Raw genomic sequence first — 24009 nt, 5'->3', positions numbered from 1 at the left:
TCAGCGCACCCGGATCAGGACGTCGCCCAGCTCCACCTGCTGGCCCGCGCGGATCTTGCAGGCCTTGCGCAGCTCGACCGCGCCGTCGACGCTGACCTGGCCTTCGCCGATGATCATCTTGGCTTCGCCGCCACTGGCCACCAGGTCGGTCAGCTTGAGCAGCTGCTTGAGTTCCACGTACTCGCGGTCCAGTTCGAAATCGATGGTCTGCATGGGGAGGCCGGCAGGAAAAGAGGGCGATTATCGCCCGCCGCAGCCGCGAACCGCTGCAATCGACACCGTCCCGCGATACGCCGCCGTCCGGGGCGAGGCGGTGGCGCCCACCCGGCCCGGGCTGCGCGGTCAGCGGATGGCGCCGATGCCGGCCCGGTGCGGGCGCTGGGGGCGAGGGCGGGCAGGCTGGCGCGGGGTGGGGACGGAGGCCCACCGGCCACCGCCGTGGGGGGCAGCTGAACGGATGCCATCGGGGGATTTCGACAGCGGCCGGCGCAAGGCGCACAATACGCCCCATTTTCCTGCCCGCTGCGTTCGCCGCGGTGCCCCCGGAGTTCCCATGTCCCAAGAATCCCCCGCGCCGCTGCTGTTCGCAGACCTCGGCCTGTCCGACGCTGTGATGAAGGCCGTGGCCGCCGTCGGCTACGAGACGCCGTCGCCGATCCAGGCCGCCACCATCCCGGCGATGCTGCAAGGCCGCGACGTCCTCGGCCAGGCGCAGACCGGCACCGGCAAGACCGGCGCCTTCGCGTTGCCGGTGCTGTCCAACATCGACATTTCCGCCACCAGACCGCAGGTGCTGGTGCTGGCCCCGACCCGCGAACTGGCCATCCAGGTCGCCGAGGCCTTCCAGAGCTATTCGGCGTCGATGCCCGGCTTCCGCGTGCTGCCGGTGTACGGCGGCCAGCCCTACGGCCAGCAGCTGTCGGCGCTGCGTCGCGGCGTGCACGTGGTGGTCGGCACCCCCGGCCGCGTCATCGATCACCTGGACCGCGGCACGCTGGACCTGTCCGAGCTGAAGACGCTGGTGCTGGACGAGGCCGACGAAATGCTGCGCATGGGCTTCATCGACGACGTCGAAGCCGTGCTCAAGAAGCTGCCGGAAACCCGCCAGGTCGCGCTGTTCTCGGCGACCATGCCGTCGCAGATCCGCCGCATCGCGCAGACCTACCTGCGCGACCCGGTGGAAGTGACCATCGCCTCCAAGACCACCACCTCGGCCAACATCCGCCAGCGCTACTGGTGGGTGAGCGGCATGCACAAGCTCGATGCGCTGACCCGGATCCTGGAAGTGGAACCGTTCGACGCGATGATCGTCTTCGCGCGTACCAAGGCCGGCACCGAGGAACTGGCCGAGAAGCTGCAGGCGCGCGGGCTGGCCGCCGCGGCCATCAACGGCGACATGCAGCAGGCCCAGCGCGAGCGCACCATCGGCCAGCTGAAGGAAGGCAAGCTGGACATCCTCGTCGCCACCGACGTGGCCGCGCGCGGCCTGGACGTGGAGCGCATCAGCCACGTGCTGAACTACGACATCCCGTACGACACCGAAAGCTACGTGCACCGCATCGGCCGCACCGGTCGCGCCGGGCGCAGCGGCGAGGCGATCCTGTTCGTCACCCCGCGCGAGAAGGGCATGCTGCGCCAGATCGAGCGCGCCACCCGCCAGCCGATCGAGGAAATGCAGCTGCCGACGGTGGATGCGGTCAACGACCACCGCGTGGCCAAGTTCATGGAGCGCATCAGCCAGACCCTGGCCGATGGCGACACCGATTTCTACCGCGACCTGGTGCAGCGCTACGAGAACGAGCACAACGTGCCGGCGGTGGAGATCGCCGCCGCGCTGGCGCGCCTGCTGCAGGGCGATGCCCCGTTCCTGCTGGCCCCGCCGGTGCGCGAGCGCCGCGAGCCGCCGGCCGGGCGCAACGAGCGTCCGGCGCGCGATGGCGGCTTTCCGCGCCACCGCGAGGACCGTGGCGAGCGCCCGGCGCGGTTCGAGCCGCGCTTCGAGCGTGCCCCGCAGGCGGATGACGGCGAGCGCCCGGCGCGCGCCGAAGGCGCCTTCGAGCCGCGCCAGCGCCGTGAGATGCCGCCGCGCGGCGCGCCGGAATTCGGCATGGAGACCTACCGCATCGAGGTCGGCCACATGCACGGCGTGAAGCCGGCCAACATCGTCGGCGCCATCGCCAACGAGGCCGGGCTGGAGAGCCGCTACATCGGCCGCATCGACATCCACGACGACCACTCGGTGCTCGACCTGCCGGCGGAAATGCCGGCCGATACCCTGCAGCACCTGCAGAAGGTATGGGTGTCGGGCCAGCAACTGCGCATGCGCAGGGTGGAACCGGGCGAAGCGCAGGATGCCGCACCGGCGTCCAAGCCGCGCTTCGGCAAGGGCCCCCGGCCTGCCGGGCGTCCCGGCGGTCCGCGGGCTCCGGGCGGGCGCCCGGGGGGCTTCAAGCCACGCGGTCCGCGCGGTGCCTGAGTCCCGGCGGACGCGGCCCGGCGCCACCGCGGCGGCGGCGTCCGCTCCGCTGCCGGCTGCACCGGTGGCGTGACAGGGGCCGAATACCCGCATGCGATAATTGCGGACGCATCTGGATGTGCGCAGGGGAATGGATGGTGATCGCGGGGCGTGGGGCGCAGGCACGGCGGTTGGCGGGGCAGATGCTGCTGTCGCTGCTGCTGTTGCTGTTGCCGCTGGCCACCCTCGCGCAGACCCCGACGCCCGACCGGGATTACCTGCTGATCGGCGCACCGACCGCCGAACAGGCGCCGATCCGCGCCTGTCCGCCCGAGGTGCTGGAACGGCTGGGCGACGGCATCCTGATCCCGGCGCCCGCCGGCGGCTGGTCCGGCGCGCCCCAGGCCGTGGACGTGTTCAACGTGTTTGCCGGCGAGGTGATGATCTCCCATGGCGACCGGCAGATCTGCGGCAACATGCAGGACGCGCGCACCCGCGACTCGCGTTTCCGCGCCGGCATCGGCATGGTGATGGTGCCCAAGCCCGGCGACATGGAGCCGATCCGGGTGGCCTGGGAAAAGCCGCTCAAGGCACGCTTCATTCCCACGCTGCAGCTGGGCGCGCCCAGCCCGGTGCAGCAGGTCGACACCATGCGCCTGCTGGTGCGCACCGCCTGCATCGCCATCGCCATCGCCCTGGCGCTGTCGGCGCTGATGGGCTTCCTCACCACCCGCGACCGCGATTTCCTGGTGTACACGCTGGCCACTGCCCTGCTGGTGGTGTGGCAGGCGGTGCTCAGCGGGCTGAGCGGCTATCCCGAGCCCTGGCTGCCGGTGGGCAGCCTCGCCTCGTGGTGGATGGTGTCGGCTTCGGCGCTGGGCATCGGGGTGATGGGCTGGGTGTTGTGGCGCCTGTGCGGCGGCCTGCAGACCTGGCCGCGGTCGCGCCCCTGGGTGCGGCGCCTGGCGCAGTTGCTGATGGTGCTGGCACTGGTCACGCCGCTGTTGCCATGGGCCGGACTGGCCTGGGTGGCCGCCACCCTGGACCATGCCTTCACCCTGGTCTGCGTGCTGGCGCTGGTGGCCGGTATCGCATCGCTGCGCCGGGGCGACCGCCAGGCGATGGACGGCATCGCCGCGGTGGCGCCGCTGCTGCTGATGGCCCTGGCCGATATCGCCGGCAGCCGCGAACTGGTGCGGTACCGGGTCGAGGCCGTGCAGCTGTCGGTGACCTGGTTCCTGATGATGTATGCCTATGGCCTCAACCGCCGGCTCGGCAACCTGCGCCAGCAGCGCGACGAGATGCGCCAGCTGGCCGATACCGATGCGTTGACCGGGCTGCCCAACCGCCGCGCCGGCCTGCGCCAGCTCGAGCGGCACATGCTGCGCGCGCGCAAGGACGGCCTGCCGCTGTCGATCGGCTTCCTCGACATCGACCTGTTCAAGCAGATCAACGACCGCTTCGGCCACGAGGTCGGCGATGCGGTGCTGGTGTCGGTGGCCAATGCCCTGCTCGCCGCGGTGCGCGACCGCGACGACGTGATCCGCATGGGCGGCGAGGAATTCCTGGTGCTGCTGCCGGGCACCCGTGCCGAGGTGGCGCTGCCGCGGCTGGAGCAGTTGCGCGAGAAGATCGCGCGGCAGGCGGCCGAACTGCGCCACGACGGCCTGGTGGTCACGGTCAGCATCGGCCTGGCGGAGATGCTCGCGCAGGGCGACGACCTGACCGCGCTGCTGCGCCGTGCCGACAATGCCATGTACCAGGCCAAGCGCGGTGGCCGCGACCGCGTGGTCGCCGCCGGCGACGATGCCAGCGCGCTGTCCGCCACCCCGGGCGATGGCGGATAATGGGTCGATGACGACCCGACTCAACAAGCACATCGCCGAATCCGGCTTCTGTTCCCGCCGCGAGGCTGATCGCCTGATCGGCGCCCGCCGCGTGACCGTCAACGGCATCGTGGCCGGTACCGGCGCGGTGGTCGGCGAGGGCGACGAGGTGCGCGTCGATGGCCAGCCGCTGCGCGCGCGCGCGGTGCACAAGGGCACCGGTCGCAGGCATGTCTACATCGCGCTGAACAAACCGGTCGGCATCACCTGCACCACCGAGAGCGCGGTCAAGGGCAACATCGTCGACTTCGTCGGCCATGAGCAGCGCATCTTCCCGATCGGCCGCCTGGACAAGGATTCGGAGGGCCTGATCCTGATGACCAGCAACGGCGACATCGTCAACCAGATCCTGCGCGCCGAGAACGGCCACCAGAAGGAATACCTGGTGGCGGTGAACAAGCCGGTCACCGAGGAATTCCTGCGCGGCATGGCGCGCGGCGTGCGCATCCACGACCAGATGACGCTGCCGTGCCGCACCACGCGCATCGCCAAGTTCGGTTTCCGCATCGTGCTGCAGCAGGGCCTGAACCGGCAGATCCGGCTGATGGCCGCCGCCTTCGGCTACCGCGTCACCCAACTGCGCCGGGTGCGCATCGACAACATCAAGCTGGGCGCGCTCAAGCCCGGGCAGTGGCGCAATCTCACCGAACAGGAGCTGGGCGGCCTGCTGCCGCAGCAACGGGAATGGTGAAGTGTGACCGGTTCGCCGCGTTGACCGCGGCGGGGTGGGGCTAGACTCACCGCTGTTTCCGTCACGCCCAAGGACTGGTCCGGTTTCCGGATGATCAAGCCGCCCCTTCCTGCCAACGAGGCCGAGCGCCTGGCCGCGTTGCAGCGCTATCGCATCCTCGATACCCCGCGCGAGCAGGAGTTCGAGGACCTGGTGACCATCGCCCGCGCCATCTGCGGTACCTCGATGGGCGCGGTGACCCTGGTCGATGGCCAGCGCCAGTGGTTCAAGTCACTGCAGGGACTTGAGGGCGAACAGACCCCGCGCGACGAGGCGTTCTGCGCCCACGCCATCCTGCAGCCGACACGCCTGACCGTGGTCGAGGATGCGCTTCTGGACGAGCGCTTCCGCGGCAACCCCTCGGTCACCGCCGATCCTTTCATCCGTTTCTATGCCGGTGCGCCGTTGCTGAGCAGCGACGGTTACGCGCTGGGCACGCTGTGCGTGTTCGATTCGCGTCCCGGCCAGCTCGCCGGTCCCCAGGCCGAGGCGTTGCAGGCGCTGTCGCGGCAGGTGGCGCGGTTGCTGGAGATGCGCGGCCTGCGCCGCCGCATCGATCACCACCAGAGCGAGCACGAGTGGTACGAGGCACGCCTGGCCGAGTACTACGTGCAGCTGGAGCAGCAGAACCTGGAGTTGTCCGAGCAGACCCGCACCGATCCGCTGACCGGGCTGCCGAACCGGCGTGCGCTGGCGCTGGCGCTGGCTGAGGCGATCGAGCGCGGTACCGGGATGCCCCCGGCCGTGGCCATCGTCGACATCGACCATTTCAAGCAGGTCAACGACATCCACGGCCACAACGAGGGCGACAGGGTGCTGGTCGAGCTGGCCGTGGTGCTGCGGGCGCAGTTCGCCGGATGCGGCATGGCCGCGCGCTATGGCGGCGAGGAATTCGTGATCCTGATGCCGCGCACGCCGCTGGCGCAGGCCGAACTGCAGTGCCAGTACCTGCGCCAGGCGGTCGCGCACCTGCCGCTGGGGCTGCCGCTCACGGTCAGCATCGGGCTGGCGTCACAGCACCCCGGCGAGTCGGCGCAGGACATGCTGCGGCGCGCCGACGCGGCGCTCTACCAGGCCAAGGCACAGGGCCGCGACCGGGTGGTGGTGGCGGAGTAAGCGCGGCTATTCCGGCTGTGCGCTGGCCGAGGGCGCTGGGCGCGCGCGGTTCAGCAGCGGGTGCAGGAACACCGCGCCGATGATGATGGCCACGCCGAGGTAGAACAGCGGCGTGAGCTCGTGCTGTTCGCCCAGGAACAGCATCGCCAGCACGATGGCATACACCGGCTCCAGGTTGGTCACCAGTTGCACCGTATAGGCGCTGAGGTGGCGCAGCGCCACCAGCGCCAGCGCGAACGGCAGCAGCGTGCACAGCCCCGACAGCACCAGCAGCAGTACCGCGTCGTGCAGGTCGGGGAGCACCCACGGGCTGCTGGCCAGGGCCGGCAGCAGCAGCGGCAGGGCCGGCGCCAGCAGGGTCAGGGTCAGGGTGCCCGCGCCCAGCTCCAGCGCGGTGACGGTCAATGGGTCGGCATGGCTGACCAGGCGCTTGTTGAACGAGCCGAACACCGCCACCAGCAGCGCCGACAGCGCGCCCACCGCAACGCCCAGGCGCATGCCGTGCGGTACGCCGCCCACCACCAGCGCCACGCCTGGCAGCACCGCCAGGCCGAAGGCCAGTTCGCGCGGCTGGAACGGCCGCCGTGCGATCCACGGCTCGACGATGGCGGTGAACACCGGCGCCAGCGCGATGCAGGTGGCGGCCACCGAAGCGTTGGCCAGCTTCACCGCGCCGTAGAAGGTGAGCCAGTGCAGCGCCACCAGTGCGCCGACGCCGCAGTAGCCGAGCGCCAGCCGCGGGGTCAGTGCGGACAGTCCGCGCCACACCCGCGGCAGCAGCGCCAGCATCGCCACCACCAGCAGCATCCGCCACCACACCAGGGGCAGCGCGGGCAGGGTGATGAGCTTGCCGAGGATGGCGGTCACGCCCCACAGCAACACGCAGAAATGGATCTGCAGCAGGGCCTTGCGGGTATCGGGATTGGACATCGGCGGATTGTCGCCGATGTGCGTCGCCGGCGCCGCAATCGATGCTTCAGTTTCCGCCCAGCAGGCGCAGCAGTTCGCGCGCCGCCGCCGGGTTGCGGTGCTTGGCCGCGCCGATGAAGTAGACGAACACCTCGCGCGGGGCCGCCGCGGCCGCGACCGGGCTGGCGTGCGGCAGGTCCGGGTGGTCGCGGCCGTGCCGCCAGTCGCCGATGCGGCGCGCCCACTGCGCCAGTGCCTGCGGCGGATAGCCGGCGGCGCAGTCGTCGCGGCTGCGCATCAGCCGCGCGTAGACGAAGTCGGCGCACAGGTCGGCGGCATTGGGGTAGTCGGCCGAATCGGTGAAGACCAGCGCCATGCCGCGCTGCCGTGCCAGCGCCACCAGTGCGGCGTCGAGGAACGCCGGGTCGCGGATCTCCAGCGCGTGGCGTTGCGTGCGACCGTCCAGCGTGGCCGGCAGCAGGTCGAGGAAGGCGGCGAAGTCGTCGCGGTCCAGCGTGCGCCCGGCCTCGAACTGCCAGACCAGCGGCCCCAGGCGGTCGCCCAGCGCGGTGATGCCGGCGATGAAGTCCTCGATCTGCGCGCCGGTGCCGGCCAGGCGCCGGGCGCCGGTGATGCGTTGCGGCGCCTTGGCCGAGAACACGAAACCGTCCGGGGTGGCGTCGCGCCAGCCGGCGTAGGTCGCCGGCTTCTGCGTGCCGTAGTAGGTGCTGTTGATCTCGATGGCGCTCAGCTGGCGGCTGGCGTACTCCAGCTCGCGCCGCTGCACCAGTCCGGCCGGATAGAACGCGCCGCCGCGCCACGGCGCGTAGATCCATCCGCCGATGCCGACGTGCACGCCCGGCGCGGTGGGGGCGGGGGCGGCGGCGAACAGGTCATCCATGGGCATGCGGGTCCGGGGGCGTCATCGCGCCGATTCTATCGGCACGCGCCGCCGGCGCCGGCCTATGCCGTGGCCGCGGCCCAGGGGTCGTAGCTGCCGAACCACCACAGGTGGCCTTCCGGGTCGCGGCAGGCGTAGCCGCGGCCGCCGTAATCCTGGTCGGCGATGTCGATGACGATCTCCGCGCCGGCCGCGGTCGCGCGCGCGTAATGGGCATCGGCGTCCCTCACGATCACGCATGCGCTCTGGGTCTCCATGCCGCCCACCTCATCGGGCTGGATCATGTGGCTGCCCCAGGCGCCGGGCTGCACCGAACCCAGCATCACCATGCCGTTGCCGAACACCAGCTGCGCATGGTGGACGGTGCTGCCGTCCTGGTAGACGGCATGGCGCTGGAAGCCGAAGGCGCGGCACAGCCAGTCGATTGCCGCCGGTGCGTCGCGGTAGCGCAGGCAGGGCACGATGGTGGCGGTGGTCGTGGCGGCAAGCTCCATGGCGCGGCTCCGGTGGCGTGGAAGGCGAGGGTGGCGGTGGCCGCGTTACCATCGCGAGAAGGCCGGCATGCCGGTATCGATCCCGAGGGAGAACGCATTGAACAAGTGGCTGGGCAGCGGGCTGGTGCTCGCGATGGGCGTGGCGGCACAGGTGGCGGACGCACAGGAGGCGGCGATGCCGGCGGAACTGCAGCAACTCGATGCCACGGTGGAGCGGGTGCGGCAGCAGTTCGACGTGCCGGGCGTGGCGGTGGCGGTGGTCAAGGACGGCAAGGTGGTGCTGGAGCGCGGCTGGGGCCTGCGCGAGATCGGCAGGCCCGAGCCGGTGCAGGCCGATACGCTGTTCGCGATCGCCTCCAACACCAAGGCGTTCACCGCGACCTCGCTGAACCTGCTGGCGGAGGAAGGCCGGTTGAAAATGAGCGACCGGGTGGTCGACCACCTGCCCGGTTTCCGCATGTCCGACCCCTACGTCACCGGAGAGATGCGCATCCGCGACCTGCTCTCGCACCGCAGCGGGCTGAGCCTGGGGGCTGGCGACCTGCTGTTCTGGCCGACCACCCGCTACAGCAACGCCGAAGTGGTGGCGCGGCTGGCGCACGTGCCGCTGAAGAACGGCTTCCGCGACCGCTACGCCTACGACAACATCCTCTACGCGGTCGCCCAGCAGGTGATCGAGAAGGTGTCCGGCCTGTCCTATGCCGACTTCCTGCAGCAGCGCATCTTCGACAAGGTGGGCATGGCCGGCACCCGCTACAACGCCGACCACCTCAAGCCCGGCGACACGGCCGCCATCGGCCATGCCAAGTTCGACTTCAAGGACCTGCGCCCGGTGGCGCCGCTGACCTGGTCCAACAACGCCGGCGCCGGCGGCCTCTATTCCAGCGTGCACGACCTGGCGCTGTGGATGAACGTGCAGCTGGCCGGCGGCCGCCTGGCCGATGGTTCGCCGCTGTTCTCGGAGAAGACCCAGCAGCAGATGTGGCAGATGCAGATCCCGCAGGTGGTGGCCGCGCCGTCGGTGCCGGAACTGGCCCCGGCCAGACCCAACTTCGCCGGCTACGGCGAAGGCTGGAGCCTGAGCGACTACCGCGGCCAGAAGCTGGTATGGCACACCGGCGGCTGGCCGGGGCAGGTGTCGCGGCTGACCCTGGTGCCCGACCAGAAGCTGGGCGTGGTGGTGCTGACCAACCAGGAATCCGGCGCGGCGTTCAACGCCATCACCATGAGCGTGCTCGACGCGATGCTGGGCGCGCCCGCGCATGACTGGGTGGCCGCCTACGCCGCCAGCGTGGCCAAGGCGCAGGACAACGCCGACGCGGGCTGGCAGAAGCACGTGGCCGCGCGCGACGCCCGGAGCCGGCCTTCGCTGCCGCTGTCCGGCTACGCCGGTACCTACCGCGATGCGTGGTACGGCGATGTGTACCTGGAGCACAAGGGCGGTGCGCTGCGGCTGCGCTTCGGTGCCACCGCCGACCTGGTCGGCCGCCTCGAGCACTGGCAGCACGACACCTTCATCGTGCGCTGGGACAACCGCTCGCTCAACGCCGACGCCTTCGTCAATTTCAATCTCGATCCCGACGGCAAGGTGCGCGAAGTACGCATGCAGGCGGTGTCGTCGCTGACCGATTTCAGCTTCGACTTCCAGGACCTGCTGCTGGTGCCGGTGAAGGACTGACCGTTCGCGTGGACGCGGCACGCCCGGTGCGACCGGCGGCCGCGGCCGCGCGGACCGGGGAGCGGCCCGGGCGCCGCCAACGCGTGGTCATGCCAGCCGGCGTCGCGCTGCCCCGCCGTGCCTGTCGCACGCGACGTGATCGCCGCATGCGATGGAGCCGGGGCCGGGCGAGGGCATGCGCGGTGCCCTCCCGTATCGACGTCCACTCCGGTCGCGCGTATACGCGACAATGCGCGCCACTGTCCGTTCGCAGGCCCGTCTCCATGTTCCGCTGGTTCGAATCCCGCCTCGACCCGTTCCCGTCCGATCCGCCGGCGCAGCCGCCGCGCGGGCTCTACGCCTTCTGCCGCCACTACACCCGCGGTGCCGAGAAGTGGCTGGTGCTGATGGCGCTGACCACGGCCGGCATCGCGGTGGCCGAGCTGGCGCTGTATGCCTACGTCGGCGCGCTGGTGGACCGCCTCGGCGCCAGCACCCCGGCCACTTTCCTCGATGCCGAAGGCCGGCGCCTGTTGTGGATGGGGCTGCTGGTGCTGGCCGCGCTGCCGCTGCTGGTGCTGCTCAACTCGCTGGTGCAGCACCAGACCCTGCTCGGCAACTTCCCGATGCGGATCCGCTGGAGCGTGCACCGCTACCTGCTGCGGCAGTCGATGGGGTATTTCCAGGACGAGTTCGCCGGGCGCATCGCCACCAAGCTGATGCAGACCTCGCTGGCAGTGCGCGAGACGGTGGTCAAGCTGTTCGACATCGGCAACTACGTGCTGGTGTTCTTCGTCGGCACGCTGGCGGTGGCCGGCGCCGCGGACTGGCGGATGATGCTGCCGTTCGTGGGCTGGATGGTCGGCTATGCGCTGCTGATGTGGCACTTCGTGCCGCGCATGGAGCGCATCTCGCGCGAGCAGGCCGATGCGCGCTCGGAGATGACCGGGCGCATCGTGGACAGCTACACCAACATCGCCACGGTCAAGCTGTTCTCGCATTCGCGGCGCGAACAGGCCTATGCGCGCGAGGCGATGGCCGGCTTCCTGGACAAGGTGCACCCGCAGATGCGGCTGGCCACGCGCATCTATTCGCTGCTGTACGCGCTGAACATGCTGTTGCTGTTCTCGGTGGTGGCGCTGGGCCTGTGGCTGTGGCACGGCGGCTCGGTGAGCGCCGGTTCGGTGGCGGTGGCGGTGGCGCTGGTGCTGCGCATGCTGGGCATGTCGCAATGGATCATGTGGGAGTTGTCGGCGCTGTTCGAGAACATCGGCACCGTGCACGACGGCATCAATTCGATCTCGCTGCCGCCGACGGTGGACGACGCGCCCGGCGCGCCGGCGCTGGCGCATGTGCGGGGGGATATCCGCTTCGAAGGCGTGTCGTTCCACTACGGCAAGAACCACGGGGTGATCGAGGGCCTGGACCTGCACGTGCGCGCCGGCGAGAAGATCGGGCTGGTCGGGCGTTCCGGTGCGGGCAAGTCCACGCTGGTCAACCTGCTGCTGCGCTTCCATGACGTCGAGCGCGGCCGCATCCTCGTCGACGGGGTCGATATCGCCACGGTGCAGCAGGACTCGCTGCGCGCGCAGGTGGGCGTGGTCACCCAGGACACCTCGCTGCTGCACCGCTCGATCCGCGACAACCTGCTCTATGGCCGTCCCGATGCCAGCGAGGCGCAGCTGCGTGCGGCCGTCGCCAAGGCGCGTGCCGACGACTTCATCGCCGAACTGCGCGACAGCGAGGGCCGCAGCGGCTACGACGCCCATGTCGGCGAGCGCGGGGTGAAGCTCTCCGGCGGCCAGCGCCAGCGCATCGCCATCGCCCGGGTGCTGCTCAAGGACGCGCCGATCCTGGTGCTGGACGAGGCGACCTCGGCGCTGGATTCGGAAGTGGAGGCCGCGATCCAGGACAGCCTGGACGAACTGATGGGCGGCAAGACGGTGATCGCCATCGCCCACCGCCTGTCCACCATCGCGCGCATGGACCGGCTGGTGGTGATGGACCAGGGGCGCATCGTCGAGACCGGCACCCATGCCGGACTGCTCGCCGCCAACGGCCTGTACGCGCGGCTGTGGGCGCGCCAGACCGGGGGCTTCGTCGCCGCGGAGGAGTGAGTCCGCGCCCGGTGCCGGGGGGGGCGGGTGCGGCTCCCCCGGGCAGGATGCCGGCGGCGTGCCGCCGGTTGCCGTTTGCGGCGCACATGGCCGCAGTGCACTGCGACCGATGCGGCTGTGCCGCGCGCTACTTCAGCACTTGCCTGCCGCCTTCAGCAGCGCATTGCACGCACCGCCAGCCGCGGGCTTGCCGATGGTGCCGCCTTTGCCGAGCTCGGAGCAGATCGCGTCGGACACCGCGCGGCCCAGTTGCGATACCCCGCCGGTGACGTAGCAGGAGTACTGTTTTCCGCTGTCGGTCCTGACCATGTAGCTCGCCTTGACCCCGTCGTTGCTGCGATCGGTGACAGTGAACGTGCCTTTGGCCAGCCCGAGCGCCTGGGCGGTGTTGCGCTCGATGGCATCGTCGGTGACCGAGAACGAGGCGCAGGCCGATGTCAGCGCAGCGAGGATGGCCGCCGTGGCCAGGGCAATCGGTTTATTCATCGTGGAGCTCCTTTTCCAAGCGGTTTTTGAAAGGAGACGAAGGATGTCCAGCGCAGCCGGAGCGGTTCAACCCTACTGCGGTAGGGTTCCGCCCAGGGCGGGGCGGCTACGCATAATTGCCCGCGCCTGGCGGTTGCCGACGGCCACGCGCGCTCCCGTCATTGGCCGGATCCGGATTCGCGAATGATCGCCACACGCTGGTTGTGGATGCCGCTCGTTGCCGCGCTGGCGCTGTTGCCGCCGGAGGTGCGGGCCTTTTCCGTGGTGCTGCAGTACGCGGGCGCCGTGGATGACCGCATCGCCTACTTCGCCGATGTCCGGGTCATCGCCAATCGCACACCACCGACCGAGGTCGGGGGCGCGACCGAGGTCCGCGAGATCGATGTGACGGCCGTGTACGAGAGTGCGGACAAGCCCGAATTCGTGCACATGAAACTGCAGTTCCAGTGCCCCGGCGCCTTCCCGATGGACAAGGCCGGCGCGCGCGCGAGGGAAAACACGCCGCGGGTGCGTGCCGGCGATGCGGTCACCTTCCGCATCGGGCCCGGCAGCTACCAACTGAGGCGCGCGGACCTGAAAACCGAGCCGGTCGCCGCCACCGGCTGGAACACGTCCGCCGCCCCTGCGCTCTCCCGGGCTGGTGCGATTGCCTGCAATCACATCGCCTTCGACCACGCCCTGCATGCCGCCATCAAGGCCGGCGGCACGTTCGATGCCGGCGAGTTCGGCAAGCGCGTCGTCGCGCTGGGCCTGCCGGTGGACATGCCGTTGATCGCGGAGACGCTGCCGTCCGAATTCCTGGAATTTGCCTGGGAGAATTTCTGGTGGGAGAAGGTCCTCGCCGGCAAGCGCCCCGACCCGAGCGGCAAGTGGGCCACGCCGCTGTCCGAGGCCGATCGCCAGGCCGCGATGCAGAAACTGAAGCAGAAGCAGCGGGAACTGGAAGCGGGCACCGCGTCGATCCAGGCCGACCTGGGGCAGGGCATCGCGCAGCTGCAGGCACGGATGCGGGCCGACACGCAGGCCGCGGGCGCCGGCGGCAGAGGGCCCGATGGCCGCAAGCTGACGCCGCTGGAATCCAGCCTGATCGCCATCTGGAAAGGCCGGCCCGAGCAGGACATCGTCGCGCTCATGGGCAACCCGCAGTTCGACGAGGCCGGCGAAACCCGTTTCCTGCGCTACACCCGCACCTGGGAGCGGGACGCGGTGACGGCCTACGGCAGCCAGGGCGTGGTGGGCGGCGATGCCGGCGGCTTTGCGATGTGTTTCGTGGAGTTCCGGACCCGGCGCGATGCACAGGGGCAATGGCGCGTGGACGACATCCTGGTCCGGTCCGACTACGAAGGCGCTGGACTGGGGCGCACCCGCAGCATGTGCGAGGCGCTGGCGCGCCATGCGGCCGGTCCTTGAGCGCCCTCGCCATGGCGGCGGATGCGGCAACGCACGACAACGGACGAAGGAGGATGGCGATGATCAGGAACATGCTGCTGGCCGCGGGACTGTCGCTGGCGAGCGTGCCGTGCGGGGCCGCATCCGGCGTGGACGGCGCATCGTTCGACGTCCTGGGATCGATGATGGAAACCCGGCGGGCAGAGATCAATTCCGGGGACGTCCTCGAATCGAACAAGGAAGAAGCGATCCGCTACCGGGAGAAAGTCATCGCTGGCTGGTGGGAGTTCATGCAGGCCCGCTCGGGTGCCCGCCCGGGCGAATACTGTGCGGCTTCGTTCCTGCGCGGCAAGCGGGTCAAGCGTGAACGGGTCGACGGCATCAACGACGGAATGGTAGTGACCCTGTTCGGCCCGGGCGGGGGCTACGGCGGCGCGCTGCTGGGCTTTTCGCCGCTGGGCAGCGAGCACGCCTTTCCCCGGCTCGGCAGCGGCACGCCGGTGCGCGTGACCCTGAAGCAGGGTAATCTGCAGCCGGCTACCTTGAACGCCATCTACACCAAGGCAGGCGCAAATGCGCCGCCGATGCTGCTGTTTGCCGTGCCGAGCATCGAAGCGCTGCTGGCGGGGATGCGGGATGACTGGCATTTCGAGGTGATTTACCAGGGCACGTCGATTGCCGACATCGCATGGCACGACGGACTCAAGGCACGCGATGAACTGAAGCGGTGCCTGGCCGGCGGGGGCGGGCATGGGTAGTCGGTGTGGCCCGCTGGCACCACGGCGGGTGGCCCGGACCGCCGCTGTCGCGGCAAGGGGGACGCAAAGATGGCTGGCAAGCGCACGACCCGGGCACCGCACGTGAATCCCGGCCTTCGCCCGGTCGCACCGGCATCGCGATGATGTTAAGGAATGAACGCTCGGCCGTGATCGTGGACGACCATCCGCTGGTCGCGCGCGGCATTGCCGACTATCTGCGCACGCATTGCGGGTTCGCGCGCGCCGAGGCGATCTGCCACGCCGATGGCCTGTGGACGCACCTGGCGCAGGTCGAGGTGCCGAGCCTGGCCCTGGTGGATTTCTGGCTGCCGGAAGGCACCGCACTGCCGATGCTGGCGCGGCTTCGCGCCGAGTATCCGGGCATGCGCCTGCTGGTGATCAGTGGTGACGGCGACCCGGCGATCCGCGACAAGGTGCACCGGCTGGCGGTCGATGGTTTCGTGCCCAAGCATGCCGAGCCCGCGGTGTTCGCCCGGGCGGTGAGCGCGGTGCTGCGCGGCGACGCATGGTTCGACGATGCTCCGCTTGCCGCGCAGGCGAACGATGAGGCACGCAGCCTGCCGCTGAGCCCGGCCGAGCTGGGCCTGACCCCACGCCAGGGGGAGGTGCTGGCGCTGATGCTCAAGGGCTTGCCGAACAAGCGCGTGGCGCAGCAGCTGTCGCTCAGCGAACAGACGGTCAAGGAGCATGTGAGCGGCATCCTGGAGCGACTGGGCGCGCGCAACCGCATCGAACTGATAACCCGGCTGAGCGGGAAGCGGATCGATGTCTGAGCAGGGCCCGGCGCGGCCGCCCGCCACCGACAGGGCCCCCGGCTACGCCGATATCAGCCCCGCACGCCGGGTAGGCCTGCTGGAGGTGGCGTTCGCCCGGATCAATTACGGATTCGGGGCGATGGTGGTGGTCAGCCTGCCCTTCATTGCCTGGTATGCGCGGCTCGGGCAGGACCCGTTCGGGCTGGTGCTGTGGTCGGCGTGGTATTTCGTTGGCTTCTGGGTCGTCCGCTGGCTGTACCGGCGCTACCAGCGCGCCTGCGCACGGGATGCCGCCGATGCGGTACTGCGCCGCTGGTCGCCGTTGATCCATGGGGTGGCGCTGGTTTATGGCGCCAGCATGGCCGTGCCGCCGTTGCTGACGGCCGCGCACGCCACGTTCGAATTCCAGTTGCTCTACCTGGTGACGATCGCGGCGATCGTGGCCAGCAATTCGGTGCATGCCTCGCCGGTGCTGTCGGTCTTCCGCTGCTTCTTCCTGTCCGGCTGGGGAAGCCTGACCCTGCTGGTGCCCTACAGCTTTCCGGGGCACGGGTATTACGTGATGCCATTGGCGCTGATCTACATCCTCACGATCCTCAGGCATTCGGCCATCTCCCTGCGCTTCTTCGTGCAGAACGTGGTGCTGCAGGAGGAGGCCGCGCGCCTGGCCGAGGACTTCCGCCAGGCCAAGGAGCAGGCCGAAAAGGCGCTGTACGACAAGAACCTGTTCCTGACCACGGCCAGCCACGACCTGCGCCAGCCGGTACATGCCATGGGCTTCCTGGTGGCGTCGATTTCGCGCAGCAACCGCGACCGTGCGCTGGATACCGCCCTGGCCGACCTGCGCGAAAGCGTGCACTCGGCCACGCAGATGTTCGACGCGCTGCTCGACCTGTCGCGGATCGAAAGCGGCCGCGTGCAGGTCCGCAGCGAGGCCGTGGACCTGGCCGCGATGATCGCCCATGTCGCGGCGGTTTTCCGCGAGGAGGCGCGCGATCGCGGGCTGGCGCTGCGCGTGCACCTCCCCCCGGGGGAGGCGATCGCCATCGCCGACGCAACACTCCTGCGCCAGGCATTGAACAACCTGCTGCACAACGCGCTGCGCTACACGCGCCGGGGCGGCATCCTGCTGGCCCTCCGCCGCCGCGGTGGCAGTTGGCGCTGCGAAGTCTGGGACACCGGCATCGGCATCGCGATGCGCGATGGCAACGCCATCTTCTCGCCGTTCTTCCGCAACGCCCATGCCTGGGACATCGACAGTGCCGGCCACGGGCTGGGGCTGGCGGTGGTCGCCCGATGCTGCGTCATGATGGGCGCGAAGCACGGCTTCCGGTCCCGCGAAGGCAAGGGTTCGTGTTTCTGGATCCACCCCGATGCGGGTGGGCCGGCGGCGCTCGCGGCCATCGCCCGGCCGGTCGATCCGGCCATCCGCGATGCGGTCCCGCAATGGTCGGGTGCGTGCCTCGTGGTCGATGACGACCCGCTGGTGCGCAGCGCCTGGCAGATCCTGATGCAGTCCTGGGGCCTGCAGGCCACCTGCGTCGAATCGGGGGGACAGGCGCTGCACCTGATCGAATCGGGCTTCAGGCCCGATGTCGTGTTCTGCGACCAGCGCCTGCGTTCGGGCGAGAGCGGCTTCGAACTGCTGTGCGAACTGCTCCAGCGCGTGCCGGGAGCGAACGGCGCCATGATCAGCGGCGAACTGGATTCGGCCGAGTTGGCCCACGCCCAGGAGCAGGGGTATCTGGTGCTGCGCAAGCCGGTGGAGACGGCGGAGCTGCAGGCGGTGCTGGGATGCTGGCTGCCGCCGCCGGCGCGCACCTGAGCAGGCGCCGGTTGCAGTCGCGCGGCGGGTGCCAGCGTCCAGGCCAGCGCCGTGGATGCTGGCCGCGGCGGCACGGCATGCCGGGTTTACACGGCTAGTGCTCCAGTTCGTGCTCGATGCGCCGGTCCGGAATCAGCCACAGCAGCGCGACCAGCGCGTACAGCGCCTGGCCGAGCCGCGCATCGGCCAGGGTGGCGCCGATCCCGGCAAGGTAGAGCAGCGGCGAGAGCTTGCCCTTCCAGTCGCCGCCCAGCGCGTGCCGCAGCACCGACGCGCTGCCATCGGCGGCGATGATGCGCCGCTGCAGCAGCCAGTAGGCGATGGCCGAGGCCAGCAGGACCAGGCCATAGGCCACCGACGGCAGCGGCGCCAGGTGGTTGTTGCCCATCCAGCGGGTCGCAAAGGACAGCAGCGACAACCAGAACAGCAGGTGCAGGTTGGCCCACAGCACGCTGCCGGTGACGCGCCTGCAGGCCTGCAGCAGGTGATGGTGGTTGTTCCAGTAGATGCCCACGTAGATGAAGCTGAGCACGTAGCTCAGCAACGACGGCGCCAGCGGCAGCAGCGCGTCGAGCGTGGCGCCCTCCGGCGCTTTCATTTCCAGCACCATGATGGTGATGATGATCGCCAGTACGCCGTCACTGAAGGCTTCAAGACGTCCCTTGCCCATGCGTTGTCCCCGTGGATTGCGGTGTTGGGTGGCTCTGCTGCGGATGAGGTGGCACCGGTGCCGGTTCAGCCGGCGGCCCGGCGCACCAGTGCGGTCAGCGTGGTGGCCTCGGCATCGCCGAACCGGTGGATGGCGAAGGCCGTCGGCCACAGCCCGCCCTCGTCCAACTGCGCCTGGTCGCTGAAGCCGAAGGTGGCGTAGCGGGTCTTGAATTTGCCCGCGCCCTGGAAGAAGCACAGCACTTTGCCGTCCTTCGCCCACGCCGGCATGCCGTACCAGGTGCGCGGCTGCAGGCCCGGTGCGGTGGCCATGACCAGCGCATGGATGCGGCGCGCCATGTCGCGTTCGGCCGCGGGCATCTCGTCGATCCGGGCCAGCAGCTCGGCCTCGCCGTCGGCGCTGCTGCGCTGGGCGCGGGCCTCGGCCTTGAGCTCCCGCGCCCGTGCTTTCATCGCCGCCTGTTCTTCGGCGGTGAAGCCGGCGGCGCGCCTGGCCGCGGCCGTTCTGCCGCGCGCGCTGGTCCTGTCGGTGGTGGTGCGGGTCATGGGCGTCCTCGGCAGGAAAGCGACGGAGGCCGGCGAAGGCGCCGGATCAGCCGCCGCGGCGCGCCAGCCACAGCGCCGCCAGCGGGGCGAGATTGAACAGCAGGATGCCGATCTTGTACGCGGCCATGCCGCCGTAATGGATGGCATCGAAGCTGGCATCGGGCAGCGCGAACCAGCGGCCATGCAGCCGCCGCAGCGCGTCGCGCGCGGTCACGAAGGCAAGGAACCAGGCCAGCAGGACGGCGTAGTTGAACGCCAGCGACCACAGCAGGAATCGGCACAGGAAATCGCTGTCCATGGGGTTCTCCGAAGGGTGTTACAGCAGGCGGGTGCCGAGCGGGACATCGTGCTCGGGCACGCACAGCGATACCTGGCCGTGGGCATTGTGGAAGCCGGTGACCAGGCATTCGGACATCAGCGGGCCGATCTGCTTGGGCGGGAAGTTCACCACCGCCACCACCTGCTTGCCGACCAGCGCCTCGGGCGCATACAGGTCGGTGATCTGGGCGCTGGACTTGCGGATGCCGATCTCCGGGCCGAAATCGACCTGCAGGATGTACGCCGGCCGGCGCGCCTTGGCGAACGGCTCGGCGGCCACGATGCGGCCCACGCGCAGTTCCACCTTGCTGAAGTCGTCCCAGTCGATCGTTTGCATGGCGTGCGCCGGCAGGATGAGTGCCGATCAATAGCGCCGGCGCGGGCGGGCGTCAACCGCGCCACCACCGGGGCGGTTCGCGTCCGGGGCAGGGCGGCGGGCGCGGTCAGCGGGTACGCCCGGCGCGCTTGAACAACGCCGTCCGCAGTACCGGCGTGCCGTCCTTGAAGTAGGACTCCGTCTCGGTCATGACGTTGCCGTCCGCACTGACCGAATACACCCGCGTCGAGCGCGGTATGCCTTCGTAGACGAACTGCATGACCAGCACGTTCGGCGCCGGCATCTTGGCGGCCAGCACATCGACCCAGTACGTGCCCGACGCGCGGCCGGGGGTGCCGTCCAGCGACAGGGTGGATTCGGCGTGCATGATCTTGTCGTCCTGGCCGACGATCCGGACGCGTTCGTTCCAGCGGCCGTCGGGCGTGGCGGCGAACACCAGGTCCACGCGCTTCGGGCGCGCTTCCGGCGGCATCGGCAGGCTGTCCACGTCCAGGAGCCACTGGCCCACCAGCGGCGAGTCGGCCGGCGCCGCGGCGGATGCGGGCGCGGGTGCGGTGGCCAGGGCGGCGGACAACAGCGCGGCAAGCATCACGTTCATGCGATCTCCTGGAGACAGGGGGACTGGAGCCGATCATGCCCCGGCGCGGCACCGGCCTGCGTGAACGCGGCGTTGCGCAAGCGGGACCTGCCGGCGATCGCGTACCGGCATGCGCGGGGCCGCGGCGGTGCTGGCCGGCGCCGCAACGACGAAGGCCCGGGAATCCCCGGGCCTTCGCGCATCCCCTCGCGGGGCGGTTACTCGATCGGCTGGTCCAGCATCAGCTGGCGCGCGAAGCGCACCGGCGGCGCGCCGTAGGACAGGATCTGGTCGTGGTAGGCCTTGAGCTTGAAGTCCGCGCCGAGCTTGTCCTGCACCGCCTTGCGGGTGTCGAAGTGCTCCTGCGCGCCGACGAAGTAGGTCGGCAGCTGCGCCGAGGTCAGCTGCGCGCGCACCCACTTGCCCGCGGCCTCGCTCTCCTGCTGGAAGGCGTCGTGGGTCATCAGCTGCATCGCCTGCTCGCGGCTCCAGTTGTCCACGTGCACACCCTGGTCGAGGATGGCGTTGGCAATCGTGCGCAGGTAGAACTTGAGCTGCACCAGGTGGAACAGCGGGTCGCTGTCCAGGTAGCCCTGTTCCTGCATCATGCGTTCGGTGTAGACCGCCCAGCCCTCGGCGAACAGGCCCGAGCGCAGCACCGCGCGCAGGGTGGAGGGGAACTTGCCCGAGTGCCAGCCTTCCAGGTAATGGCCCGGGGTGCCCTCGTGGATCGACAGCAGGTGGATCATGCGGCTGTTGTATTCGCGCAGGAACGAATCGACCTGCTTGTCGTTCCAGTCCTCCGGAATCGGCGAGACCGCGTAGAAGGTCTTCAGGTTCTTGTCCAGCGGGCCGGGCGAGTCGCAGTAGGCCACCGCCACGCCGCGCTGGAACTCGGGCATCAGGATGATGTCCACCGGCGCGTCCGGCAGGGTCACCAGGTCATGCGTGCGCACGAACTCGGTGGACTGGTCCAGCGCCGCCTTGGCATCGTCGACGACCTTGTCGCGCGCCGGTTTGTCGGCATAGGCCAGTTCCAGCGCGGCCTCGATCGCCTTCTGCTGCTGTTCGTCGGTCGGGTCGGCCGGCATTTCCGGCGCACCCGGCTTGTCCTTCAGCACCACCTGGGCGATGCCGTACATGTCCTTGCGTACGCGGGTCAGCTCGGCGCGGGCGCGCTCGCCGATCTCCGCGCGCGACAGCGAGGAATTGAGCGAGAACTTCAGCTTCTGGTCGTACTTCTCCGCACCGATCCGGAACTCGCCCTTGGCGTTGGGTACCAGGGTCTTGTCCAGCCAGGTCTGCTGCTCTTCGACGGCGGTGGTCAGCGTGGCGATGGCGGCCTTCAGGCGTTCCTGGTCGGCGGCTTCGAGCTGGCCGATGTTGGGGACGATGAAGGTCTCGACCAGGCTGAGGATGCCGCGGTTCTGCTTGGCCACGGTTTCGGCGTGGATCTTCGGTACACGGGCCGGGTCGAGGTTGGCGCGTGCGGCGGCGAAGATCTGCGGGATCTTCTCGATGCGCGCGGTGGCCGACTTCAGGCGCTCGGGCAGCGGCGCGAACTCGCGCGCCATCAGGCCGTAGATGGCGCTGCCGGCCAGGCCGGTATAGACCTGCGGGTCCCACTGCCACGACTGCAGGGTTTCGTTGCCCCAGATATCGGACTGCAGCTGGTTGCGCAGGATCGCGGCGTCCACCTGGTTCTCGCGGCCGAGCTTGCTGGTGTCGATCCTGTCCAGCTCGGCGAGCAGCGCCTTGCTGGCCTCCAGGCCCTTCTGCTGGCCGGCGGCGCTCAGGTCATCCAGCTCGGCGTCGTAACGGTGGTCGCCGATCTGGGTGGCGCTGACCGGGGACAGCTGCATCCAGGTATCGAGCGCCTTCTTCGACAGTTCGGCGAACTGCGCGTCGGCCTGGCTCTGGCCGGCCTGTTCGGTGGTGGCGGACGGGGAGGACGGGGCGTCGCTGTTCTGGCAACCGGCCAGGCTGGCGAGCAGGGCGGCGGCGAGCAGGTGCTTGCGCATCGGGATACCTGTTGCGGAGGGAATGGCGCAGGATAGGCCAGCATCGCGGCGGACGCCCATGCCATTGGCTTACCATGGCCGCCAGACAGCCCCGTGGAGGTCGTGCGATGCATTACGAAGGCAGCTGCCACTGCGGACGCATCGCGTTCGCTTTCGAATCGGCCGAGCCGATCGCCAGCGCGGTGTCCTGCAACTGTTCGATCTGCCGGCGGCGCGGTTCGCTGCTGTGGTTCGGCCCGCGCAGCGGTTTCGAGCTCAGGACCGATCCGGCCCACCTGGAAAGCTACCGCTTCAATTCCGGGCACATCGACCACCACCATTGCCGCGTCTGCGGCGTGGCCCCGTTCAGCGAGGCGGTGGACCCGCGCAGCGGCCAGCCGACCGTGGCGATCAACCTGCGCTGCGTGCCGCAGGTCGATCTGGACGCACTGGAAGTCAGGCACTACGACGGGGCCAGCCGGTGACGGCGGCGCGGCGCCGGCCGTGGCTGCTGGCCGGCATGCTGCTGGCACTGGCGTTGGGCGCCGGCTGCACCAGGCACGGCGCCGAGGCCGCGGGCGTCGCCGCCGAGGTGGCGCTGGCGTCGCCGGAAGGCGCGTTCCTGGCCTATGAACACACGCTGCAGCTGCAGCTGCCCGGCGCGCAGATCGGGCCGCGGCTGAAGGCGCTGGCCGAGGCCTGCCAGAGCGCGAAGTTCGGCGACTGCGCGGTGCTGCAGCTGGCGCAGGCCGGCGGCGACGCCGCTTCGGGCTCGATCGAGCTGCGGATTGCGCCGCAGGGCGTGGAGCCGATGATCGCCCTGGCCAGCGAGAAGGGCGAAACGATACGCCGCGACACCCGTGCCGAGGACCTGGCGCAGCAGGTGGCCGACACGCGCCTGGCCCAGGCGCGGCTCAAGGGCGAACACGCGCGCCTGGGCGAATACCAGCAGCGCAGGGACCTGGCGGTGGCCGACCTGCTGGCCATTTCCCGGCGCCTGGCCGAGATCGAGGCCGCGCTGGAGCAGGCCGGGCGCGATGCCGCCCAGCAGCACCGGCGCATCGACACGCAGAAGCTGACCATCCAGCTGGATTCGACCAGCAGCCAGCGTAGCCGCAGCGAGATCGGCCGCGCGCTGGGCGAGTTCGGCAGCATCTTCACCACCAGCCTGGCCTACCTGATCCGCATCGTTGCCGGCCTGCTGCCGCCGCTGCTGGTCGCTGCGGTGCTGCTGTGGGGCGGATTGAAGCTGTGGCGCCGACGCCGGCGCCAGCAGCGGGGGTGAGCCGGTCGCAGGGCGCACCGGAGTGCGCCCTGCGATCTCACGGCCGCCAGTAGTTGTTGGCGGCGGCCACCGTCTGGAAGTTGAGCGCCAGGACCTGCGCGGCGGCGGTCAGGCCATCGGCGGAATCGGCGTACTCCGGGCGCAGCTTCTGCAGGATGGACAGGTCGGGCTGGGTGTACTTGACGCTGCGGCGGCTCAACAGGACCGCAAGCTCGAAGCCTTCCTGCGGGGTGGCGGTGATGAGGGTGTCGAGCCAATGGTCGGTCATCGCGGTGCTCTCCTGTAGCGGTGGGTGGACAGCGGAATGTGCGCTGCCACCGGCCGCGATGTCTTGACCTGGATCAAACCGCGCCGGCGACGCGCTGCTTCTCCCGGCGGTGGCCGTGCCTGCCGCGCGGCTCAGCCCTCGTCGTGCTCGTATTCGATGACCAGCCCGCGTTCGCGGGCCAGCAGTTCCACCGCCCGCCGCGCCTTCTGCGCAGTGGCGGCGTTGCCGATCTCGACTTCCAGCTCGTGGATGCCGGGGCCGATGTCATCGGACAGGCCGGCCGAGCTGGAGTCCTCATCGTCCATGTGCGGCATCAGGTCGTCGGTTTCCTCGACGTGCTCGATGCCTTCCAGGCCGTGCAGCAGGTCGCTCACGGCCAGGGCGTCGTCGGCGTTGCCGGTGATGCGGATGCGCAGCAGGGGCATGGGAAACTCCGTGGGAAGGGGGCCCCAGCCTGGGCAGTCGCCGGGCAAGGGAACGTGAAGTGCGCTGGTGCGGGCACGCGCTGTT

Annotated in this window: 25 protein-coding genes; 12 read left to right on the top strand and 13 right to left on the bottom strand. The window is 69.9% G+C overall.

What is annotated here, in order from left to right; translation table 11 throughout:
• Complete coding sequence (locus F0P95_RS14800) at positions 1-213, bottom strand: RNA-binding S4 domain-containing protein (RefSeq protein ID WP_054666903.1); 213 nt, start codon at positions 211-213, stop codon at positions 1-3.
• A 340-nt stretch (positions 214-553) separates the two neighbouring features.
• On the opposite strand from F0P95_RS14800, the gene F0P95_RS14795 reads away from it, so the two are divergent.
• The 4 genes from F0P95_RS14795 to F0P95_RS14780 all read left to right on the top strand — a co-directional run bounded on the left by F0P95_RS14795 (position 554) and on the right by F0P95_RS14780 (position 6187).
• Positions 554-2476: a DEAD/DEAH box helicase gene (locus tag F0P95_RS14795; RefSeq protein WP_182334860.1), complete on the top strand. Its 1923-nt coding sequence runs from the start codon at positions 554-556 to the stop codon at positions 2474-2476.
• A 182-nt stretch (positions 2477-2658) separates the two neighbouring features.
• Positions 2659-4302 carry a GGDEF domain-containing protein gene (locus F0P95_RS14790; protein WP_182337025.1) on the top strand — a complete coding sequence of 548 codons (1644 nt, stop codon included), beginning with the start codon at positions 2659-2661 and terminating at the stop codon, positions 4300-4302.
• Positions 4303-4309: 7 nt separating this feature from the next.
• Positions 4310-5032, top strand: a complete 723-nt coding sequence (locus F0P95_RS14785; RefSeq protein ID WP_182334859.1) for a pseudouridine synthase — start codon at positions 4310-4312, stop codon at positions 5030-5032.
• Between the two features lie 90 nt (positions 5033-5122).
• On the top strand, positions 5123-6187 hold the full coding sequence (locus tag F0P95_RS14780; RefSeq protein ID WP_182334858.1) for a GGDEF domain-containing protein: 1065 nt from the start codon (positions 5123-5125) through the stop codon (positions 6185-6187).
• 6 nt (positions 6188-6193) lie between these two features.
• On the opposite strand, the gene F0P95_RS14775 is transcribed toward F0P95_RS14780, so the two are convergent.
• The 3 genes from F0P95_RS14775 to F0P95_RS14765 all read right to left on the bottom strand — a co-directional run bounded on the left by F0P95_RS14775 (position 6194) and on the right by F0P95_RS14765 (position 8491).
• Positions 6194-7117, bottom strand: coding sequence for a DMT family transporter (locus F0P95_RS14775; protein ID WP_182334857.1), 924 nt, complete (start codon positions 7115-7117; stop codon positions 6194-6196).
• Between the two features lie 46 nt (positions 7118-7163).
• Entirely contained in the window at positions 7164-7997 is an 834-nt protein-coding gene (locus F0P95_RS14770; RefSeq protein WP_182334856.1) for a DUF72 domain-containing protein, read from the bottom strand.
• A gap of 62 nt (positions 7998-8059) precedes the next feature.
• Complete coding sequence (locus tag F0P95_RS14765) at positions 8060-8491, bottom strand: VOC family protein (protein WP_182334855.1); 432 nt, start codon at positions 8489-8491, stop codon at positions 8060-8062.
• Positions 8492-8624: 133 nt separating this feature from the next.
• Between F0P95_RS14765 and F0P95_RS14760 the strand changes: the two genes are divergently transcribed.
• Together F0P95_RS14760 and F0P95_RS14755 are read left to right on the top strand one after the other, a co-directional pair.
• Entirely contained in the window at positions 8625-10169 is a 1545-nt protein-coding gene (locus F0P95_RS14760; protein WP_232529121.1) for a serine hydrolase, read from the top strand.
• A gap of 263 nt (positions 10170-10432) precedes the next feature.
• Positions 10433-12265 carry an ABC transporter ATP-binding protein gene (locus F0P95_RS14755; protein ID WP_182334853.1) on the top strand — a complete coding sequence of 611 codons (1833 nt, stop codon included), beginning with the start codon at positions 10433-10435 and terminating at the stop codon, positions 12263-12265.
• Between the two features lie 132 nt (positions 12266-12397).
• Here the strand turns inward: F0P95_RS14755 and F0P95_RS14750 are convergent, their stop codons facing one another.
• A complete protein-coding gene (locus tag F0P95_RS14750) occupies positions 12398-12751 on the bottom strand; it encodes a hypothetical protein (protein ID WP_198422008.1) in 354 nt (117 codons plus the stop codon).
• 234 nt (positions 12752-12985) lie between these two features.
• Between F0P95_RS14750 and F0P95_RS14745 the strand changes: the two genes are divergently transcribed.
• The 4 genes from F0P95_RS14745 to F0P95_RS14730 all read left to right on the top strand — a co-directional run bounded on the left by F0P95_RS14745 (position 12986) and on the right by F0P95_RS14730 (position 17499).
• Complete coding sequence (locus F0P95_RS14745; protein ID WP_182334852.1) at positions 12986-14161, top strand: hypothetical protein; 1176 nt, start codon at positions 12986-12988, stop codon at positions 14159-14161.
• Positions 14162-14220: 59 nt separating this feature from the next.
• Positions 14221-14898 (top strand): hypothetical protein, encoded by a 678-nt coding sequence (locus F0P95_RS14740; protein ID WP_182334851.1) that lies wholly within the window; start codon positions 14221-14223, stop codon positions 14896-14898.
• A 167-nt stretch (positions 14899-15065) separates the two neighbouring features.
• Positions 15066-15692: a LuxR C-terminal-related transcriptional regulator gene (locus F0P95_RS14735; protein ID WP_198422007.1), complete on the top strand. Its 627-nt coding sequence runs from the start codon at positions 15066-15068 to the stop codon at positions 15690-15692.
• Positions 15685-17499: an ATP-binding response regulator gene (locus F0P95_RS14730; RefSeq protein ID WP_182334850.1), complete on the top strand. Its 1815-nt coding sequence runs from the start codon at positions 15685-15687 to the stop codon at positions 17497-17499. Before F0P95_RS14735 ends, F0P95_RS14730 begins: the two co-directional genes overlap by 8 nt.
• A gap of 94 nt (positions 17500-17593) precedes the next feature.
• Here F0P95_RS14730 and F0P95_RS14725 read toward each other — a convergent pair whose 3' ends face one another.
• From F0P95_RS14725 to F0P95_RS14700, 6 genes are all read right to left on the bottom strand, one after another.
• Entirely contained in the window at positions 17594-18169 is a 576-nt protein-coding gene (locus F0P95_RS14725) for a TMEM175 family protein (protein ID WP_182334849.1), read from the bottom strand.
• 65 nt (positions 18170-18234) lie between these two features.
• On the bottom strand, positions 18235-18714 hold the full coding sequence (locus F0P95_RS14720; protein WP_182334848.1) for an iron chaperone: 480 nt from the start codon (positions 18712-18714) through the stop codon (positions 18235-18237).
• Positions 18715-18760: 46 nt separating this feature from the next.
• Entirely contained in the window at positions 18761-19012 is a 252-nt protein-coding gene (locus tag F0P95_RS14715) for a DUF6868 family protein (protein ID WP_104939223.1), read from the bottom strand.
• A gap of 18 nt (positions 19013-19030) precedes the next feature.
• A complete protein-coding gene (locus F0P95_RS14710) occupies positions 19031-19369 on the bottom strand; it encodes a tRNA-binding protein (RefSeq protein WP_182334847.1) in 339 nt (112 codons plus the stop codon).
• 106 nt (positions 19370-19475) lie between these two features.
• Entirely contained in the window at positions 19476-19967 is a 492-nt protein-coding gene (locus F0P95_RS14705) for a hypothetical protein (RefSeq protein ID WP_054666869.1), read from the bottom strand.
• 197 nt (positions 19968-20164) lie between these two features.
• Positions 20165-21967, bottom strand: coding sequence for a DUF885 domain-containing protein (locus F0P95_RS14700; protein ID WP_182334846.1), 1803 nt, complete (start codon positions 21965-21967; stop codon positions 20165-20167).
• 107 nt (positions 21968-22074) lie between these two features.
• Between F0P95_RS14700 and F0P95_RS14695 the strand changes: the two genes are divergently transcribed.
• Positions 22075-22431, top strand: a complete 357-nt coding sequence (locus F0P95_RS14695) for a GFA family protein (protein WP_182334845.1) — start codon at positions 22075-22077, stop codon at positions 22429-22431.
• Positions 22432-22466: 35 nt separating this feature from the next.
• Complete coding sequence (locus F0P95_RS14690; protein WP_182337019.1) at positions 22467-23231, top strand: DUF4349 domain-containing protein; 765 nt, start codon at positions 22467-22469, stop codon at positions 23229-23231.
• 37 nt (positions 23232-23268) lie between these two features.
• On the opposite strand, the gene F0P95_RS14685 is transcribed toward F0P95_RS14690, so the two are convergent.
• Both F0P95_RS14685 and F0P95_RS14680 read right to left on the bottom strand, forming a co-directional pair.
• Positions 23269-23499 (bottom strand): hexameric tyrosine-coordinated heme protein, encoded by a 231-nt coding sequence (locus F0P95_RS14685; RefSeq protein WP_056931454.1) that lies wholly within the window; start codon positions 23497-23499, stop codon positions 23269-23271.
• A gap of 131 nt (positions 23500-23630) precedes the next feature.
• Entirely contained in the window at positions 23631-23924 is a 294-nt protein-coding gene (locus F0P95_RS14680; protein ID WP_054666860.1) for a hypothetical protein, read from the bottom strand.
• Positions 23925-24009: the final 85 nt, after the last annotated feature.

Origin of the sequence: Stenotrophomonas acidaminiphila, from assembly GCF_014109845.1 — a bacterium.
Taxonomy (GTDB): Bacteria; Pseudomonadota; Gammaproteobacteria; order Xanthomonadales; family Xanthomonadaceae; genus Stenotrophomonas; species Stenotrophomonas acidaminiphila.
The sequence above is the reverse complement of the archived record's forward strand: the minus strand, read 5'-3'. Positions and strand labels throughout refer to the sequence as shown.

What these genes read in the sequence shown, in the direction of transcription:
- F0P95_RS14800 (WP_054666903.1), bottom strand. Translation starts at nt 213, where the DNA reads ATGCAGACCATCGATTTCGAACTGGACCGCGAGTACGTGGAACTCAAG.
- F0P95_RS14795 (WP_182334860.1), top strand. Translation starts at nt 554, where the DNA reads ATGTCCCAAGAATCCCCCGCGCCGCTGCTGTTCGCAGACCTCGGCCTG.
- F0P95_RS14790 (WP_182337025.1), top strand. Translation starts at nt 2,659, where the DNA reads ATGCTGCTGTCGCTGCTGCTGTTGCTGTTGCCGCTGGCCACCCTCGCG.
- F0P95_RS14785 (WP_182334859.1), top strand. Translation starts at nt 4,310, where the DNA reads ATGACGACCCGACTCAACAAGCACATCGCCGAATCCGGCTTCTGTTCC.
- F0P95_RS14780 (WP_182334858.1), top strand. Translation starts at nt 5,123, where the DNA reads ATGATCAAGCCGCCCCTTCCTGCCAACGAGGCCGAGCGCCTGGCCGCG.
- F0P95_RS14775 (WP_182334857.1), bottom strand. Translation starts at nt 7,117, where the DNA reads ATGTCCAATCCCGATACCCGCAAGGCCCTGCTGCAGATCCATTTCTGC.
- F0P95_RS14770 (WP_182334856.1), bottom strand. Translation starts at nt 7,997, where the DNA reads ATGGATGACCTGTTCGCCGCCGCCCCCGCCCCCACCGCGCCGGGCGTG.
- F0P95_RS14765 (WP_182334855.1), bottom strand. Translation starts at nt 8,491, where the DNA reads ATGGAGCTTGCCGCCACGACCACCGCCACCATCGTGCCCTGCCTGCGC.
- F0P95_RS14760 (WP_232529121.1), top strand. Translation starts at nt 8,625, where the DNA reads ATGGGCGTGGCGGCACAGGTGGCGGACGCACAGGAGGCGGCGATGCCG.
- F0P95_RS14755 (WP_182334853.1), top strand. Translation starts at nt 10,433, where the DNA reads ATGTTCCGCTGGTTCGAATCCCGCCTCGACCCGTTCCCGTCCGATCCG.
- F0P95_RS14750 (WP_198422008.1), bottom strand. Translation starts at nt 12,751, where the DNA reads ATGAATAAACCGATTGCCCTGGCCACGGCGGCCATCCTCGCTGCGCTG.
- F0P95_RS14740 (WP_182334851.1), top strand. Translation starts at nt 14,221, where the DNA reads ATGATCAGGAACATGCTGCTGGCCGCGGGACTGTCGCTGGCGAGCGTG.
- F0P95_RS14730 (WP_182334850.1), top strand. Translation starts at nt 15,685, where the DNA reads ATGTCTGAGCAGGGCCCGGCGCGGCCGCCCGCCACCGACAGGGCCCCC.
- F0P95_RS14725 (WP_182334849.1), bottom strand. Translation starts at nt 18,169, where the DNA reads ATGGGCAAGGGACGTCTTGAAGCCTTCAGTGACGGCGTACTGGCGATC.
- F0P95_RS14720 (WP_182334848.1), bottom strand. Translation starts at nt 18,714, where the DNA reads ATGACCCGCACCACCACCGACAGGACCAGCGCGCGCGGCAGAACGGCC.
- F0P95_RS14715 (WP_104939223.1), bottom strand. Translation starts at nt 19,012, where the DNA reads ATGGACAGCGATTTCCTGTGCCGATTCCTGCTGTGGTCGCTGGCGTTC.
- F0P95_RS14710 (WP_182334847.1), bottom strand. Translation starts at nt 19,369, where the DNA reads ATGCAAACGATCGACTGGGACGACTTCAGCAAGGTGGAACTGCGCGTG.
- F0P95_RS14705 (WP_054666869.1), bottom strand. Translation starts at nt 19,967, where the DNA reads ATGAACGTGATGCTTGCCGCGCTGTTGTCCGCCGCCCTGGCCACCGCA.
- F0P95_RS14700 (WP_182334846.1), bottom strand. Translation starts at nt 21,967, where the DNA reads ATGCGCAAGCACCTGCTCGCCGCCGCCCTGCTCGCCAGCCTGGCCGGT.
- F0P95_RS14695 (WP_182334845.1), top strand. Translation starts at nt 22,075, where the DNA reads ATGCATTACGAAGGCAGCTGCCACTGCGGACGCATCGCGTTCGCTTTC.
- F0P95_RS14690 (WP_182337019.1), top strand. Translation starts at nt 22,467, where the DNA reads ATGCTGCTGGCACTGGCGTTGGGCGCCGGCTGCACCAGGCACGGCGCC.
- F0P95_RS14685 (WP_056931454.1), bottom strand. Translation starts at nt 23,499, where the DNA reads ATGACCGACCATTGGCTCGACACCCTCATCACCGCCACCCCGCAGGAA.
- F0P95_RS14680 (WP_054666860.1), bottom strand. Translation starts at nt 23,924, where the DNA reads ATGCCCCTGCTGCGCATCCGCATCACCGGCAACGCCGACGACGCCCTG.